Raw genomic sequence first — 17,379 nt, 5'->3', positions numbered from 1 at the left:
GAGTGATATGTATGACTGAATATTTAAGTGTTACTACTTTAACTAAATACATTAAATATAAATTTGATCAAGATCCTCATTTGCAATCTGTTTTAATAAAGGGAGAATTATCAAACTTTAAGAAACATTCAAGCGGACACTTATACTTTAACGTTAAAGATAAAGAGAGTGTGATTAGCGCTATGATGTTTAAAGGTAATGCTTCTAAATTAGGCTTTGAACCTAAAGAAGGTGATGAAGTTCTACTCGAAGCTCGTGTCTCCGTTTATGAAAGAAGGGGCAACTATCAAATTTATGTAAATAAGATGCAACTTGACGGAATTGGAAATTTATATCAAAAGTTAGAAGAACTTAAGAAGAAACTTACAAAAGAAGGTTATTTCGATAGCAGCGTTAAGAAACCTATATCCAAATTTCCCAAAAGAATTGCGGTCCTAACAGCTAGTACTGGTGCTGCAATTAGAGATATTCATTCAACAATTAACAGTCGATATCCTTTAGTTGAACAGATACACATCAGTACATTGGTACAAGGTACGCAAGCAAAACAAGATATTATAGAGAAAATTGAACATGCTGACACACTTGATGTAGACACCATCATAGTTGGGCGTGGTGGTGGTTCTATTGAAGATTTATGGAACTTCAATGAGGAAGAAGTAGTTAAAGCAATATATAGTTGTAATACACCAATTATTTCAGCTGTGGGACACGAAACTGACTTTACTTTAAGTGATTTTGTAGCTGATGTTAGAGCAGCTACTCCTACACAAGCAGCTGTAATCGCAACACCCGACCAATATGAATTAATGCAACAAATTAAACAATATCAATTTTCATTAACTAGGTTTATTAAACAATATATCGAACAACAGAAGAAACAATTAAATCATCTAAATTCTTATTATAAATTTAAGCAACCTTCACTATTGTATGATCAACAAATTCAAAAGCGTGATGACCTTGAAAAACAACTTAAGCAATTGATGTCGACATATCTTGAAAAGCATACTCAAAACCTCAAGCTATTGAAACAACATTTCAATTTAAAAACACTCAATAACAACATTTCTCAAGATAAAATGCATGTGTCCCAATATCGTGAACGTATGACTCAAGCAATAACAAATGAATTATCAAAATTACAAACAGATTTAAAAAATAAAATTGAAAATCTAAATAATTTGAGTCCTACTAATACAATGTTACGTGGCTATGCAATTGTAAATAAGGATGATAAAGTAGTTACAAGTACACATGATATTACTGAGAATGATACAATCACTTTAACAATGAAAGATGGCAACGTTGATGCTACTGTAAAGAAAGTAAGGTGTAATGATGAGTAAAGAAAAGCAAAGCTTTGAAGAAATGATGCAAGAACTAGAAAATATCGTTCAAAAATTAGATAATGAAACAGTTTCATTAGAGGAATCACTAGACTTATATCAAAGAGGAATGAAATTATCAACTGCTTGTGATACAACTTTAAAAGATGCAGAGAAAAAAGTGAACAAATTAATGCAAGAAGAAGCTGAGGAACAAGAAAATGAAGAAGTTAACAATGAGTAATTTAATCGAAGAAGTTAATACTAATCTTAAGCAGGCAATTCCAGAATCTCATCTAAATACCGATTTAGAAGAGAGCATGATGTACTCACTTCAGGCCGGCGGAAAAAGAATTCGACCTGTATTATTATTACTTACATTAAATATGCTAAATGAAGACTATCATAAAGGACTTCAAAGTGCTTTAGCTTTAGAAATGATTCATACATACTCACTCATTCATGACGATTTACCTGCAATGGATGATGACGATTACCGTCGCGGTAAACTAACTAATCACAAAGTCTATGGTGAATGGAAAGCAATATTAGCTGGAGATGCACTTTTAACAAAGGCATTTGAATTAGTCTCAAATGACGATTTAATTGAAGATAATGTTAAAGTAAAAGTCTTACAACGATTATCTAAAGCAAGCGGACATATCGGTATGGTTGGCGGACAAACATTAGATATGCAAAGCGAAAATCAAACAGTTGATTTAAAAACTTTAGAGTCTATTCATAAAGCAAAGACAGGTGCTCTTCTTACTTTTGCAGTAATGGCTGCTGTAGATATTGCACAAGTAGATCAGAAGACGTCTCACAATCTAAATGAATTCAGCGAACATTTAGGACTTATGTTTCAGATTAAAGACGATTTATTAGATGTTTATGGCGATGAGAAAAAAATAGGTAAAGCGGTAGGTAGTGATGAATCGAATAATAAAAGTACTTATGTTTCCTTATTAGGCAAAGAGGATGCTGAAGACAAACTGGAATATCATAAGAATCAAGCTTTGGAATGTCTGAATAATATATCTTCACAATATCAAACTTCAGAATTAATAAAAATTGTTGATTTATTTTACAATAGAGATCATTAAATTTAATAAAGATATTTAGATTTTAATTTATAGCCTATAAATGGATGAGTTCTAGTTCATTTATAGGCTAAATTTTAGATTTGTTTTAGCTATTATATTTTCATTTTGAAATCTTAGATACAAAACCTTATTATTTGATATATATTTTGTTTTCCATATACAAAAAATATTCATTCGCTAATTTTTATTCAATAAATTATTTTATCATGTTAAAGTTTGGATTTTTATAATAAATGCCTTTATCATGCCAAAGATAAAAAATAATAATGTTAAAGTTAAATAGTGTTTAGTAGTAGTTACGAGTCGCTTGTGTTAAAATCATTGTATAAATATTCGTAACTAGAGGTGTTTATTGTGCCAAAAAAATCAGTTAGACATATAAAAATTAGAGAAATTATTTCGAACGAACAAATAGAGACACAAGATGAATTGGTAAAACGATTAAATGAATATGATTTAAACGTGACACAAGCAACAGTTTCAAGAGATATAAAAGAATTACAATTAATTAAAGTTCCCGCACCTTCAGGTCAATATGTTTATAGTTTACCGAATGATAGAAAATATCATCCTTTAGAAAAATTAGGACGATATTTAATGGATTCTTTTGTAAATATAGAGGGAACTGGAAACTTACTTGTACTTAAAACACTTCCAGGTAACGCACAATCAATCGGAGCTATACTTGATCAAATTGATTGGGATGAAGTACTTGGTACCATTTGTGGCGATGATACATGTCTACTTATTTGTAGAAATGAAGAAGCAAGTGAAGAGATAAAAACTAGAATTTTTAATTTATTATAAGGATGCGATGAATTTATGTTACAAACCTTATCAATAAAACAGTTTGCTATCATTGATAAACTTGAAATACAATTTTCAGATGGATTAACAGTCCTAAGTGGCGAAACAGGCTCAGGTAAATCTATCATCATTGATGCAATTGGACAGCTAATAGGAATGCGCGCTTCTTCTGATTATGTGCGTCATGGCGAGAAAAAAGCTATCATTGAAGGTATATTCGATATAGATGAAAGCAAAGATGCAATATCTATTCTAGAAGATTTATCCATTGATATTGATGAAGACTTTTTATTAGTTAAGAGAGAAATCTTTAGTTCTGGTAAAAGCATTTGTCGTATCAATAATCAAATTGTCACACTTCAAGATTTAAGAAAAGTGATGCAAGAATTATTAGATATTCATGGACAACATGAAACTCAATCATTACTCAAGCAAAAATATCATCTTCAATTACTCGATGATTATGCAGAAAATCAATATTCTGATTTGCTACAACAATATAAAAATATTTTCAATCAATATAAAGATAAAAGAAAAGAATTAGAAGATTTGGAATCAGCCGATCAAGCATTGCTACAGCGTCTTGATTTGATGAAATTTCAATTCGAAGAACTTACAGAAGCTTCTTTAAAAGAAGATGAAGTAGAACAACTAGAAGTTGATATTAAACGTATTCAGAATTCTGAAAAATTGAGCCTAGCATTGAATAATGCGCATCAAGTACTAACAGATGAGAATGCTATTCCGGATCGATTATACGAATTAAGTAATCATCTTCAATCTATCAATGATATTGTTCCTGAAAAATACGAAAAATTGAAAGAAGATATTGACCAATTCTACTATGTTCTTGAAGACGCAAAACATGATATATATGATGAAATGGCAAACACCGAATTTGATGAACAAGTATTAAATGAACTTGAATCAAGGATGAATCTTTTAAATAACCTAAAACGAAAATATGGAAAAGATGTTCCTGAACTCATTGCTTATCAAAGTAAGTTAGAGAATGAGATTAATAAAATTGAAAACTATGAACAAAGTTCATCACAATTAAGAGAAGAAATTAACCAACTTTATCAAGAAGTAATTGATATAGGTAAAGCATTATCAAAAGAACGGCGACGCGTCGCTAGGGAATTACGTGACCATATTGTTTCTGAAATTCAAAATTTACAAATGAAAGATGCAAATTTAGAAATATCTTTCAAACCTCTTGATGAACCTAACTACGAAGGAATCGAATTTGTAGAATTTTTAATTAGCCCTAATAAAGGAGAGCCTTTAAAAAGCTTGAATAAAATTGCTTCAGGAGGGGAATTATCTCGAATAATGCTTGCATTAAAAAGCATATTTGTTAAATCACGTGGCCAAACAGCAATTCTATTTGATGAAGTGGATTCAGGTGTTTCTGGACAGGCAGCACAGAAAATGGCTGAAAAAATGAGAGACATAGCTCAATTCATACAAGTCATATGTATTTCTCATTTACCTCAAGTTGCTTCAATGAGTGATCATCATCTTCTAATAAGTAAAGCCTCACATGATGACAGGACAACTACTCAAGTTAAAGAGTTATTAGATGACGATAGAATTAACGAGGTAGCGCGAATGATTTCCGGAGCTAGTGTTACTGATTTAACAAGAGAAAACGCTAAAGAAATGATTGCTCAAAATCACAGGGATTAATCTTTATCCATTTTAGTAGTAGCACATTTAAAATTTTTCTATAAAAGAGTATAATGAATCGATTCTTAAAAATTTGTCATTAATTTTTAAATTTAATAACTATCCGAATTGATGTAAAATAGGAAAGTATTAATTTATAAGAACATCTTGAATTACATCACCTTTAGTTCAATATGTAATTCAATATTAAAATAAGTAATTTTATTAGAGGACTAAGATGTCTTGATTATAAATGTCAGACATATTTAGTCTTCTAAATATTTAAGGAGTAAGACCATGTCAGAAAAACAATATGATTTAGTCGTCCTTGGTGGAGGAACTGCTGGTTATGTAGCTGCTATCAGAGCTTCGCAATTAGGTAAGAAAGTAGCAATAGTTGAAAAATCTTTATTAGGTGGCACATGTTTACATAAAGGGTGTATACCTACTAAATCTTTATTAAAATCTGCTGAAATACATCATACTATTAAAAATGCTAGTACTTTTGGTATTGATGTAAGTAATTTTAATGTTAATTTTGAAAATATTTTAAAACGTAAAAATGATATTGTGAATCAAATGCATACAGGTGTAAACCAGTTAATGCAACACCATCACATAGATATATATAATGGAACTGGTAGAATATTAGGAACATCTATATTTTCACCTCAAAGTGGTACGATTTCAGCGGAATACGAAGATGGTGAGTCTGATTTAATACCAAATCAATTTGTATTAATTGCTACTGGCTCTACACCGAAATCATTACCATTTATTGAATTTGATCATGAACGTATTTTATCAAGTGACGATATCCTTTCAATTGAGTCTTTACCAGAACATTTGGCGATTATAGGTGGTGGTGTCATCGGATTAGAATTTGCTTCACTAATGAATGACCTAGGAACTTCAGTTACTGTTATCGAAGCAAATGACCGTATTTTACCAACTGAAAGTACTCAAATCGCTTCATCATTAAAAAAAGAATTATCTCATAGAGGTGTAACTTTCTACGAGAATATCCAATTAGATGAAAATAGTATTAAAAAAGATGATGATAGTGTTACAATTTATTTTGAAAATAATGCAATTAAAGTAGATAAAGTTTTAATATCTGTTGGTAGAACACCAAATACACAAGATATTGGTCTTAATAATACAAAAATCAAAACAAATAAAGCAGGACATATTATCACTAATGAATATCAACAAACTGAAGATAAGCATATTTATGCTGCAGGAGATTGCATAGGTAAACTTCAGCTTGCTCATGTAGGTTCAAAAGAAGGTTTAGTTGCAGTTGAACACATGTTTGATGGGCGTCCTATACCCGTTAATTATGACCTGGTACCAAAATGTGTTTACACATATCCAGAAATCGCTTCAATTGGTAAAAATATTGAAGAAGCCAAAGCTCAAAACATTAAAGCGCGTGCTTATAAAGTATCATTTAAAGCAATTGGGAAAGCGATGATTGATGATATTGGTGAGCAAAATGGTTTTTGCGAAGTGATTATTAATAAAGAAAATGATGAAATCATTGGTCTTAACATGATTGGACCTCATGTAACTGAATTGATTAATGAAGTTTCATTATTGCAATTTATGAATGGCTCATCTTTAGAACTTGGATTAACTACCCATGCTCATCCATCTTTATCTGAAGTTTTGATGGAATTAGGATTAAAAGTTGAAGGTAGAGCGATTCACGTATAGTAGGAGGTAAAATAATGATTGATTATAAGTCAGCAGGCCTTACTGAAGAAGACCTCAAGATGATGTATAAATGGATGGACTTAGGAAGAAAGGTAGACGAGAGATTATGGCTTCTTAACCGCGCAGGTAAAATTCCTTTCGTTGTAAGTGGTCAAGGACAGGAAGCCACTCAAATTGGTATGGCATACGCTATGGAAGAAGGGGATATTTCTTCTCCATATTATCGTGACTTAGCATTTGTTACATATATGGGTATAACACCCTTAGACACGATGTCATCTGCTTTCGGTAAAAGAGATGATATCAATTCCGGCGGTAAACAGATGCCATCTCACTTTAGTCATAAAGATAAAGGCATCTTATCTCAGAGTTCTCCAGTAGCAACTCAGATTCCGCATTCAGTAGGTGCTGCCCTTGCATTAAAAATGGATAATAAACAAAATATAGCTACCGCAACTGTTGGGGAAGGAAGTTCAAATCAAGGCGACTTCCATGAAGGTCTTAACTTTGCAGGTGTGCACGATTTACCTTTTGTCTGCGTGATTATTAATAATAAATATGCTATATCAGTACCAGATTCATTACAATACGCTGCTGAAAAACTCTCTGATCGTGCTTTAGGTTATGGTATGTATGGTGAACAAGTAGATGGAAATGATCCTATTGCTGTTTATAAAGCTATGAAAGAAGCACGAAATCGTGCTTTAAATGGAGAAGGCGCTACTTTAATAGAAGCTGTTACTTCTCGAATGACACCACATTCTTCAGATGACGATGATAAATATCGTACTCAAGAAGAACGTGATAGTCTTAAAGAAGGAGACTGTAATATTAAATTTAAATCCTTCTTACTTGAAAATGAGATTATAGATGAACAATGGCTTTCTGATTTAGAACAAGAACACAAAGAATTAATTAATAAAGCGACGAAGGCCGCTGAAGAGGCTCCATATCCTTCAATCGAAGAAGCATATGCACACGTTTATGATGAAGGAGGCCAAGAAAATGACTAAATTATCCTATTTAGAAGCAATTCGCCAAGCTCATGATTTAGCACTTGAAAAAAATAAAAATACTTTCATCTTAGGTGAAGATGTAGGTAAAAAGGGTGGCGTATTTGGCGTTACACAAGGCTTACAAGAAAAATATGGAAAAGAACGTGTAATTGATACCCCACTTGCAGAGTCAAATATTATAGGAACAGCAATAGGCGCAGCAATGATGGGTAAACGTCCTATCGCAGAAATTCAATTCGCGGATTTCATTCTACCAGCGACTAATCAAATAATAAGTGAAGCTGCTAAGATGAGATACCGTTCTAACAATGATTGGGGCTGTCCTATAACTATTAGAGCACCTTTTGGTGGAGGTGTTCATGGTGGTTTGTATCACTCACAAAGTATTGAAAGCATTTTCGCTTCAACCCCAGGATTAAAAATAGTAATTCCTTCTTCACCTTATGATGCAAAAGGATTATTATTATCATCAATTGAATCTAATGATCCAGTTTTATTCTTTGAACACAAAAAAGCTTATCGATTTTTAAAAGAAGAAGTTCCAGAAGATTACTATACAGTACCTTTAGGAAAAGCAGATGTAAAAAGAGAAGGCAATGATATCACTGTTTTCACTTATGGTTTAATGGTTAATTATTGTTTACAAGCAGCTGATATTTTAGCTGAAGACGGTATTAATGTTGAAGTTGTAGACTTAAGAACGGTATATCCATTAGATAAAGAAACTATTATTGATCGTGCTAAACAAACCGGCAAGGTTTTACTCGTTACAGAAGATAATTTAGAAGGTAGCGTTATGTCAGAGGTTTCGGCAATTATAGCAGAACATTGCTTATTTGAACTAGATGCACCGATTATGCGTTTAGCTGCACCCGACGTTCCATCTATGCCATTTTCACCTGTCTTAGAAAATGAAATAATGATGAGTCCTGAAAAGATACGAGAAAAAATGCGCGAATTAGCGGAATTCTAAGGAGGGTATCAATTGGAAATTAAAATGCCTAAATTAGGTGAAAGTGTTCATGAAGGTACAATAGAACAATGGTTAGTTGCTGTAGGCGATGAAGTAGGAGAATATGAACCTTTATGTGAAGTAATTACAGATAAAGTTACCGCTGAAGTACCTTCTACAGTTTCAGGTAAAGTTACCGAACTTATAGTTAATGAAGGAGAAACAGTAAGCGTTGATGCAGTAATTTGTAAAATCGATACAGGAGAAGAAAGAGATGATATAGATAGTGAGACAGAAGCAAATCATTCTTATGAAGAACAATCTTCTAGTCATAAAAAAAATTTGTCTCAATCGGAAATAAATGAAAATACTAATGATTCATCTTTACAACCTAAAAATAATGGTCGTTTTTCACCTGTTGTCTTCAAATTAGCTTCTGAAAACAACATCGATTTAACTCAAGTAGTGGGTACAGGTTTCAGTGGACGTGTCACTAAAAAAGATATTGAAAAAGTAATTAATAATCCTGAAATGATTGAAAATACAACTAGCAATTCCACTAGTAATCAGAGTCAAAACAACCAATCATCTCAACAAACTTTACAATCTCAAAGTCAATCTGAGTCCGATATAACATACAATCAAGGAAGTACAATTCCTGTTAAAGGGGTTCGTAAAGCAATTGCTCAAAATATGGTGACAAGTGTTACTGAAATTCCTCATGGTTGGATGATGATAGAAGCTGATGCAACGAATTTAGTTAAAACAAGAAATCATCACAAAAACACATTTAAACAAAACGAAGGTTATAATCTGACATTCTTTGCATTCTTTGTAAAAGCTGTAGCTGATGCCTTGAAAGCACATCCTTTACTAAATAGCACATGGCAAGGTGATGAAATAGTTATTCATAAAGATATTAATATTTCAATTGCTGTAGCTGATAAAGATAAATTATATGTGCCGGTCATTAAACATGCTGATGAAAAATCTATCAAGGGTATTGCTAGAGAAATCAATGACTTAGCTACAAAAGCTCGCAATGGCCAACTTACTCAAGCAGATATGGAGGGTGGCACATTTACAGTAAATAATACTGGTTCATTTGGCTCAGTGTCTTCAATGGGAATTATTAACCATCCTCAAGCCGCAATATTACAAGTGGAATCTGTGGTTAAAAAGCCTGTTGTTATAGATGATATGATTGCAATTAGAAGTATGGTTAATTTATGTATTTCGATCGATCATCGTATCCTTGACGGACTACAAACAGGTCAATTTATGAATCATATTAAAAAACGTATTGAACAATATTCTATTGAGAATACAAATATCTATTAAGATTTCAATCTCACATATCCATATATTACTGTCGACAACTTCATTGATATTGTCGACAGTTTATTTTATTTGAAAATGAGTGAGAATACTTAATCAAGCTTGTTGAACAATATACTTTTAATTAGTAGAATAAAAGAAGTTAAAATTAACAATGAAATGAAAGGTGACCTAATATGGATTTAAATTTCGATTTATATATGAACGGGGTTGTTGAACAAGCACGTAATGAAATTGAAGAAGCAGGTTATGAACAATTAACAACTGCTGATGAAGTAGATAGTGTTTTAAAACAAGATGGCACTTCTTTAGTTATGGTCAATTCAGTTTGTGGTTGTGCTGGTGGTATTGCACGTCCAGCAGCCTCTCACGCATTACACTATGATAAATTACCAGATCGACTAGTCACAGTTTTTGCTGGACAAGATAAAGAAGCAACTCAACAAGCAAGAGATTATTTTGAAGGATATGCACCTTCAAGTCCTTCTTTTGCATTAATTAAAGACGGTAAAATTACTGAAATGATAGAACGTTATCAAATTGAAGGTCATGATGTTATGGATGTAATCAACCAATTACAAGGCTTATTCGAAAAATATTGTGAAGAAAGATAAGAGGCCTAAAACACATGTTAAAGTTAAATCCTTATAAGATTGGATTTAGAACTCTCAAAACTGCAGTAGGAATGACGCTAGGAGTTATAATTTGTAAGTTACTAGGTTTAGATAATTATGCTTCTAGTGCGATTTTAGTCGTATTATGTATCAAGCATACTAAAATGCATTCTGTACAAGCTATTGTTTCACGCCTAGTCTCATGTTTATTAATTTTGTTTTTAGGCTCAGCTATTTTTAGTTTATTAGGTCAACATGCATTAGTTTTAGGTTTAATTGTCCTTTTATTTATTCCTTTAACAGTTGTTCTCAATGCTCAAGAAGGCGTAATAACGAGTTGCGTCATTTTATTACATGTTTTTAATGCTAAAGAAATTAATGGGCACTTGATGATTAATGAAATACTACTTTTAACAGTAGGTTTAGGTATTGCCTTTATTATGAATCTCATGATGCCAAGTTTAGACAAAAATTTAAAACGTTATAAAAATGATATTGAACATCAAATTACAGATATTTTCACTATTTTTAGTCATGCTTGTACAATGCGCAAAGATCAACTAGATATTAAATTCGACGCACTACTATTGAACATCAAGAAAGCAAAGTCCTTAGCTTTTAGGGATGTTAAAAATCATTTTGTCAGAAATGAAAACTCCTACTATCACTACTTTGATATGAGAGAAGAACAAGTAGAGTTATTAAAAAGAATGACGCATCTTATAGAGAGTATTTCTACTGATGACCCTATCCTTGAAAAAATATCTCAATTAATGTCAGAAATAGGCAGCAACGTTAATAGTAACGATTATACAGCATTGCGACTTCACTCACTTTATGAGATTCGACTATCCTTAGATCAATTACCGTTACCAACTACACATCAAGCATTAAATTCACGAGCAAATGTTATACAGATATTAAATGAATTAGAAGAATACTTAAATATCAAATCACAATTTGGTTCGTTAAAATTGCATAGTGAAATATGAAAAATAACCGTTACATTAAACTTATTTTGAAAAAAGTTCGATGTAACGGTTTATTTATTAGTTCATAACTGGTGCCAAACTTGTAAGTAGTAATGCAAGTACTACGGCTACAAGCATAACAATAATAATGATACGTAAAACTTTATTATTCAATTCTTAATTCCTCCGTATATTTATATAAATCGTTTAACAACGACTTAAATACGTCTATATATCGTAACCTTATATGATTTAATTCTAAAAAGCAATCAATTTATTTTTGATAAACTTGAAAGTCAGTTAAAATATATTTATATACGAAAGGGGACTTGCAATCATGATTAACAAAGAACGTATATTGAATACTTTTCTAGAGTTAGCAAAAATTAATTCAGAAACAGGTTATGAACAAACTATTCAACCTATACTTAAAGAAAAATTTGAAAATCTAGGGCTAATCGTCAAGGAGGATAACGCTTCAGAACAAGAAGGATTAGGCGCTAACAACCTAATATGCACTTTACCTAGTAATTTATCAAACAAACAGATACCAAAGCTTTATTTCACTAGTCATATGGATACAGTAGTGCCTGGTGTAAATATACGACCTCAAGTGAAGGACGATGGTTACATTTACTCTGATGGTACAACTATTCTAGGCGCAGATGATAAAGCAGGCTTAGCTGCTATACTCGAAACAATCGAACAGATAAATGAGCATAATTTACCTCATGGACAAATTCAATTTGTCATTACAGTTGGTGAAGAATCAGGTTTATTGGGAGCTAAGGCATTAAATACGCAATTACTAGATGCAGACTTTGGCTATGCCGTTGATGCAAGTAAAGAGGTAGGTACAACTGTTGTCGGTGCCCCTACACAAATGAAGATTTATACTACCATTAAAGGTAAAACGGCTCACGCGAGTACCCCAACTAAAGGTATTAGTGCTATTAATATCGCCGCTAAAGCGATTAGTAGAATGAATTTAGGCCAAATCGATGATTTAACAACTGCAAATATTGGTAAATTCCATGGTGGCTCTGCAACAAATATTGTTGCTGATGAAGTTGTTCTTGAAGCTGAAGCACGATCTCACAATGACCAAAGTATTGAAGTACAAGTTCAACATATGAAAGATACCTTTGAGAGCACTGCTAAAGAATTTGGTGGTGAAGCTCATGTAGAAATAGAAACAAGTTATCCAGGATTTAAGGTGGAAGATCATGAAGACGTGACAAAATATGCAATAGCAAGTGCAGTTGCTTTAGGACTTAATGGTGATACTTGTATTGCTGGCGGTGGTTCTGATGGAAATATAATGAATAGATATGGAATTCCTTCAGTTATTTTAGGAGTAGGTTATGAAAACATCCACACAACATCTGAACGTATCGCTACTAAAGATTTATGTATGTTAGCAAGTCAAATTTTAAAAATTATAGAACTTGTTAGCGAATAATACAGTCTTTTAGTAATTGTTAATATGCGTTTTATGTTACAATATTATTGAAAATTTTGAACAAGAGAGGTAAGTAATATGACACAACAAATAGGAGTAGTAGGTTTAGCTGTAATGGGTAAAAACCTTGCTTGGAACATTGAATCTCGAGGATATAGTGTTTCAGTATATAACCGCTCAAGACAAAAAACAGATGAAATGATTGAAGAATCACAAGGTAAACAAATTCACCCAACTTACTCTTTAGAAGAATTTGTTAATTCACTCGAAAAGCCCCGTAAAATTTTACTAATGGTCAAAGCTGGACCTGCTACTGATGCAACAATTGATGGCTTATTACCTTTACTAGATGATGATGATATATTAATCGACGGAGGCAACACAAACTATCAAGACACAATCCGTCGTAATAAAGCACTTGCTGAAAGTGGCGTTAATTTCATCGGAATGGGAGTGTCTGGTGGAGAAGTAGGTGCATTAACTGGACCTTCATTAATGCCAGGTGGCCAAGAAGACGCATATAATAAAGTAAGTGATATTCTTGATGCAATCGCTGCAAAAGCTAAAGATGGTGCATCATGTGTGACTTATATTGGGCCAAATGGCGCAGGACATTACGTCAAAATGGTTCATAATGGAATTGAATATGCTGACATGCAACTTATCGCAGAGAGCTACGCGATGATGAAAGACTTATTAGGAATGTCTCATGAAGAAATTTCTAATACCTTTAAAGAATGGAATGCTGGTGAATTAGAAAGTTATCTAATCGAAATCACTGGTGATATTTTCACAAAATTAGACGATGATAAGGAAGCACTAGTTGAAAAAATTCTTGATACTGCAGGGCAAAAAGGTACTGGTAAGTGGACTTCAATCAATGCACTTGAATTAGGTATACCGTTGACAATTATTACAGAATCAGTATTTGCGCGTTTTATTTCATCAATTAAACAAGAACGTGTTAATGCTTCTAAAACATTGAATGGTCCTAAAGCTTCTTTTGAAGGTAATAAAGAAGAATTCTTAGAAAAGATTCGCAAAGCATTATATATGAGTAAAATTTGTTCATATGCACAAGGTTTTGCTCAAATGCGTAAAGCAAGTGAAGATCATGAATGGAATTTAAAACTGGGCGAATTAGCTATGATATGGAGAGAGGGTTGTATCATTCGCGCTCAATTCTTACAAAAAATTAAAGATGCTTATGATAATAACTCAGAATTACAAAACTTATTACTAGATCCTTACTTCAAAAATATTGTAACTGAATATCAAGATGCACTACGTGATGTTGTTGCAACAGGTGTTCAAAATGGTGTTCCTACACCTGGTTTCTCAGCAAGTATTAACTACTACGATAGTTATCGTTCAGAAGACTTACCTGCAAATTTAATTCAAGCTCAACGTGACTACTTCGGTGCACATACTTATGAACGTAAAGATCGTGAAGGTGTATTCCACACACAATGGGTTGAAGAATAATTATCAATATTGAATAAATAAAGATACTAGCCTCACTCAAAACTTTAATTTTATGGAGTGAGGCTCTATTTACAATATCTATGCAAGCGCTTGCATAAATGCACACAAAGAATTATAAAATTGTTAAACTACAAATGTATATTAAAAGAGAGTATCAATCCAACACACTTTATAGAGAGACAAACGACAATAACGAATGAGGAGTGAACCAAATGAACAGAAAATGGTGGAAAGAAGCAGTAGCTTACCAAGTGTATCCTAGGAGTTTCAATGATAGTAACAATGATGGTATCGGTGATTTGCCTGGTGTTATCGAAAAATTAGATTACCTTAAAGATTTAGGTATCGACGTGATTTGGTTAAGCCCGATGTATCAATCTCCTAATGATGATAATGGTTATGATATTAGTGACTATAGAGCTATCATGGACGAATTTGGCACCATGGAAGATTTTGATCGTTTACTTAAAGAAGTCCATCATAAAGGTATGAAATTAATCTTAGATTTAGTTGTAAATCATACATCAGATGAACATCCGTGGTTTATAGAGTCTAAATCAAGTAAGGATAACCCTAAAAGAGAGTGGTACATTTGGAAAGATCCTAAAGAGGATGGTTCTGAGCCTAACAATTGGGAGAGTATCTTCAATGGATCAGCTTGGGAATATGATGAATTAACAAACCAATACTATTTCCACTTATTTAGTAAAAAACAACCCGACTTGAATTGGGATAATTCAGAAGTACGCAATGCTGTATTTGAAATGATGAACTGGTGGTTTGATAAAGGTATTGATGGCTTTAGAGTTGATGCAATCACTCATATCAAAAAGACATTTGAAGCTGGAGATTTACCTTTGCCAGAGGGAAAATCATATGCGCCAGCCTTTGATGTTGATATGAATCAACCTGGTATCCAACCATGGCTTCAAGAAATGAAGGATAAATCACTAAGTCAATACGATATTATGACAGTAGGTGAAGCTAATGGTGTAAACCCTGATAACGCTAAAGAATGGGTTGGCGAAGAAGAAGGCAAATTTAATATGATTTTTCAATTCGAACACTTAGGTTTATGGAGTACAGGAGATTCAAAATTTGATGTAAAATCTTACAAAACTATTTTAAATCGTTGGCAAAAAAGCTTAGAAGATGTTGGTTGGAATGCATTATTTATCGAAAACCATGACCAACCACGTCGTGTATCAACATGGGGAGATGACAAACAGTATTGGTACGAATCTGCTACAAGTCATGCTGTAACATACTTTTTACAGCAAGGCACACCATTTATATATCAAGGTCAAGAAATAGGTATGACTAATTACCCATTTGATAGTATAGAAACGTTCAATGACGTTGCAGTAAAAAACGAATACAACATCGTTAAAGCTCAAGGTGGCGATGTTAATGCACTTTTAAATAAATATAAAATGGAGAATCGTGATAATTCAAGAACACCTATGCAATGGGATCAATCAACTAACGGAGGTTTTACCAATGGCACACCGTGGTTCCCGGTCAATCCTAACTATAAAACAATCAATGTTGAACAACAAATCCATGATCCTCAATCAATACTACAATTCTATAAAGATTTAATTCAATTAAAAAAATCTGATGAAATATACACATATGGACAGTTTAATTTAGTAGATGAAGACAATCCTAATCTCTTTGCATACACTCGTACACTGAATAACAAGAAAATACTTGTTGTAGGAAATCTTACTGATCAAGTTTCAAAACTCAATGTCCCTTATCTCATTGAAAATGAACAGCAAGTCATGCTTCACAACTATAGTAGCCATGTTATAGACTTTGACAAAATACAGCCATATGAAGCGTTTGTCATTAAAGTCTAAACACCACGTGAGAAGACGAGCAACAACAGTCTTCCACATAAAGAAAAGGTAAAGTGATGTATTATTCAAAGTTTACATCACTTTACCTTTTATCATTTTCAAATTTAATCTAGTTCATCAAAATCGTAAGCTTCTTGTTTAATAGGCAACCATAATTGTATTTTAGTGAATGGGTCGTCAAATGAAATATCGAATGGATAAACCTCAACATACAAACTATTTCGTTCATAAGGTAACGTGAGTTGTAAGCTCGATTCAATATAGTACCACGCTTCATTCGTAGCGTAATCAATTTCGCCTTGTAAATTAAATGTCGCATAGTGCCGTCCTGGTAAGAATCTACTTTCTAAGTGAGCTGGATAACGTTCGCTAGGAACACCAACGAAAAGTTCTAAACCTTGGTCAAGCGGACAACTAACGACAAATAATTCATATGGACTCACATCATTATATCGTCTAAGTTCTTTAATAAGGCCCTCAACCAATAAATCCTCTAAAAAATCAGGGACATTAAAAGGATTAGATAAGTACTTAGTAGGGATGAACCTAGAGTATCCAACAAGTGAAATATCCTCTGTTTCTTGAAGCCTGTATGTATACGGAGCTCTTTCTGTCGTTGACAATTTTATATATAATCTTTCTTGAAATTTAAGTTCATCTTTTTTTGTTGAGGCTTGGATAGGTGAAATGCCATGAAAATCACTAAAGTCATTAGCAAATTCATTAGAATTAGCATATCTATACTTTTTAGCTACATCCATTAAACGACTTGCGCCGTGCATGACGTCTGTTGCTGCAATCGTCATTCTACGAGCGCGAGCATATTGTTCTGGCGATTGACCAACAATCATTTTGAATGATTGTTCCAAATGATATGGCGAAAGACCAACGTAATCACTGAGTTCTTGCAAATTAAAAGGCTCTAATAGACGATCTTCAATGTATACGATTGCCTGTTGTATTTGCTTGATAACGTCCAAAACTTTCACTCCAATTACTTTGAATCATAATCATTATTGTACATTATTTTCGCCTAAGATACATCTGA

At 32.8% G+C, this 17,379-nt stretch carries 16 protein-coding genes; 14 read left to right on the top strand and 2 right to left on the bottom strand.

Translation table 11 applies throughout. From position 1 onward, the window contains the following. Positions 1–11: 11 nt before the first annotated feature. The 11 genes from xseA (at position 12) to HMPREF3154_RS04600 (ending at position 11,540) form a co-directional block, all read left to right on the top strand. Positions 12–1,349 (top strand): exodeoxyribonuclease VII large subunit, encoded by a 1,338-nt coding sequence (gene xseA / locus HMPREF3154_RS04650; protein WP_030059020.1) that lies wholly within the window; start codon positions 12–14, stop codon positions 1,347–1,349. Next, entirely contained in the window at positions 1,342–1,572 is a 231-nt protein-coding gene (locus tag HMPREF3154_RS04645; protein WP_030059022.1) for an exodeoxyribonuclease VII small subunit, read from the top strand. The genes xseA and HMPREF3154_RS04645 overlap by 8 nt, the downstream gene beginning before the upstream one ends. Next, on the top strand, positions 1,550–2,431 hold the full coding sequence (locus HMPREF3154_RS04640; protein ID WP_070474410.1) for a polyprenyl synthetase family protein: 882 nt from the start codon (positions 1,550–1,552) through the stop codon (positions 2,429–2,431). Before HMPREF3154_RS04645 ends, HMPREF3154_RS04640 begins: the two co-directional genes overlap by 23 nt. 354 nt (positions 2,432–2,785) lie before the next feature. Further along, positions 2,786–3,238: a transcriptional regulator AhrC/ArgR gene (ahrC, locus tag HMPREF3154_RS04635; protein WP_002433875.1), complete on the top strand. Its 453-nt coding sequence runs from the start codon at positions 2,786–2,788 to the stop codon at positions 3,236–3,238. Positions 3,239–3,253: 15 nt separating this feature from the next. Further along, entirely contained in the window at positions 3,254–4,930 is a 1,677-nt protein-coding gene (gene recN / locus HMPREF3154_RS04630; protein WP_023350215.1) for a DNA repair protein RecN, read from the top strand. Positions 4,931–5,206: 276 nt separating this feature from the next. Beyond that, on the top strand, positions 5,207–6,628 hold the full coding sequence (lpdA, locus tag HMPREF3154_RS04625) for a dihydrolipoyl dehydrogenase (RefSeq protein WP_070474407.1): 1,422 nt from the start codon (positions 5,207–5,209) through the stop codon (positions 6,626–6,628). Positions 6,629–6,642: 14 nt separating this feature from the next. Continuing rightward, positions 6,643–7,641 carry a thiamine pyrophosphate-dependent dehydrogenase E1 component subunit alpha gene (locus HMPREF3154_RS04620; RefSeq protein WP_023350217.1) on the top strand — a complete coding sequence of 333 codons (999 nt, stop codon included), beginning with the start codon at positions 6,643–6,645 and terminating at the stop codon, positions 7,639–7,641. After that, a complete protein-coding gene (locus HMPREF3154_RS04615) occupies positions 7,634–8,617 on the top strand; it encodes an alpha-ketoacid dehydrogenase subunit beta (RefSeq protein WP_023350218.1) in 984 nt (327 codons plus the stop codon). Before HMPREF3154_RS04620 ends, HMPREF3154_RS04615 begins: the two co-directional genes overlap by 8 nt. A gap of 12 nt (positions 8,618–8,629) precedes the next feature. Next, complete coding sequence (locus HMPREF3154_RS04610; RefSeq protein WP_023350219.1) at positions 8,630–9,937, top strand: dihydrolipoamide acetyltransferase family protein; 1,308 nt, start codon at positions 8,630–8,632, stop codon at positions 9,935–9,937. A gap of 173 nt (positions 9,938–10,110) precedes the next feature. Next, entirely contained in the window at positions 10,111–10,548 is a 438-nt protein-coding gene (brxB, locus tag HMPREF3154_RS04605; protein WP_023350220.1) for a bacilliredoxin BrxB, read from the top strand. Positions 10,549–10,562: 14 nt separating this feature from the next. After that, positions 10,563–11,540, top strand: a complete 978-nt coding sequence (locus HMPREF3154_RS04600; RefSeq protein ID WP_023350221.1) for an aromatic acid exporter family protein — start codon at positions 10,563–10,565, stop codon at positions 11,538–11,540. A gap of 57 nt (positions 11,541–11,597) precedes the next feature. Here the strand turns inward: HMPREF3154_RS04600 and prli42 are convergent, their stop codons facing one another. After that, positions 11,598–11,693, bottom strand: a complete 96-nt coding sequence (prli42, locus tag HMPREF3154_RS11510; protein WP_150130644.1) for a stressosome-associated protein Prli42 — start codon at positions 11,691–11,693, stop codon at positions 11,598–11,600. A gap of 163 nt (positions 11,694–11,856) precedes the next feature. Between prli42 and HMPREF3154_RS04595 the strand changes: the two genes are divergently transcribed. From HMPREF3154_RS04595 to HMPREF3154_RS04585, 3 genes are all read left to right on the top strand, one after another. Beyond that, entirely contained in the window at positions 11,857–12,981 is a 1,125-nt protein-coding gene (locus tag HMPREF3154_RS04595) for a M20/M25/M40 family metallo-hydrolase (RefSeq protein ID WP_023350222.1), read from the top strand. Between the two features lie 78 nt (positions 12,982–13,059). Then, positions 13,060–14,466 carry an NADP-dependent phosphogluconate dehydrogenase gene (gndA, locus tag HMPREF3154_RS04590; RefSeq protein ID WP_002433673.1) on the top strand — a complete coding sequence of 469 codons (1,407 nt, stop codon included), beginning with the start codon at positions 13,060–13,062 and terminating at the stop codon, positions 14,464–14,466. 212 nt (positions 14,467–14,678) lie between these two features. Further along, a complete protein-coding gene (locus HMPREF3154_RS04585) occupies positions 14,679–16,331 on the top strand; it encodes a glycoside hydrolase family 13 protein (protein ID WP_023350223.1) in 1,653 nt (550 codons plus the stop codon). Positions 16,332–16,435: 104 nt separating this feature from the next. Here HMPREF3154_RS04585 and HMPREF3154_RS04580 read toward each other — a convergent pair whose 3' ends face one another. Further along, positions 16,436–17,311: an AraC family transcriptional regulator gene (locus HMPREF3154_RS04580; RefSeq protein ID WP_070474404.1), complete on the bottom strand. Its 876-nt coding sequence runs from the start codon at positions 17,309–17,311 to the stop codon at positions 16,436–16,438. Positions 17,312–17,379: the final 68 nt, after the last annotated feature.

Source organism: Staphylococcus sp. HMSC06C11, assembly GCF_001808345.1.
GTDB lineage: Bacteria > Bacillota > Bacilli > Staphylococcales > Staphylococcaceae > Staphylococcus > Staphylococcus capitis.
This window is presented reverse-complemented; position numbering and strand designations above follow the sequence as displayed.

Bases quoted from the DNA above. Each gene is read 5' to 3' on its own strand.
- xseA (WP_030059020.1), top strand. From the start codon at position 12: ATGACTGAATATTTAAGTGTTACTACTTTAACTAAATACATTAAATAT.
- HMPREF3154_RS04645 (WP_030059022.1), top strand. From the start codon at position 1,342: ATGAGTAAAGAAAAGCAAAGCTTTGAAGAAATGATGCAAGAACTAGAA.
- HMPREF3154_RS04640 (WP_070474410.1), top strand. From the start codon at position 1,550: ATGAAGAAGTTAACAATGAGTAATTTAATCGAAGAAGTTAATACTAAT.
- recN (WP_023350215.1), top strand. From the start codon at position 3,254: ATGTTACAAACCTTATCAATAAAACAGTTTGCTATCATTGATAAACTT.
- lpdA (WP_070474407.1), top strand. From the start codon at position 5,207: ATGTCAGAAAAACAATATGATTTAGTCGTCCTTGGTGGAGGAACTGCT.
- HMPREF3154_RS04620 (WP_023350217.1), top strand. From the start codon at position 6,643: ATGATTGATTATAAGTCAGCAGGCCTTACTGAAGAAGACCTCAAGATG.
- HMPREF3154_RS04615 (WP_023350218.1), top strand. From the start codon at position 7,634: ATGACTAAATTATCCTATTTAGAAGCAATTCGCCAAGCTCATGATTTA.
- brxB (WP_023350220.1), top strand. From the start codon at position 10,111: ATGGATTTAAATTTCGATTTATATATGAACGGGGTTGTTGAACAAGCA.
- HMPREF3154_RS04600 (WP_023350221.1), top strand. From the start codon at position 10,563: ATGTTAAAGTTAAATCCTTATAAGATTGGATTTAGAACTCTCAAAACT.
- HMPREF3154_RS04595 (WP_023350222.1), top strand. From the start codon at position 11,857: ATGATTAACAAAGAACGTATATTGAATACTTTTCTAGAGTTAGCAAAA.
- gndA (WP_002433673.1), top strand. From the start codon at position 13,060: ATGACACAACAAATAGGAGTAGTAGGTTTAGCTGTAATGGGTAAAAAC.
- HMPREF3154_RS04585 (WP_023350223.1), top strand. From the start codon at position 14,679: ATGAACAGAAAATGGTGGAAAGAAGCAGTAGCTTACCAAGTGTATCCT.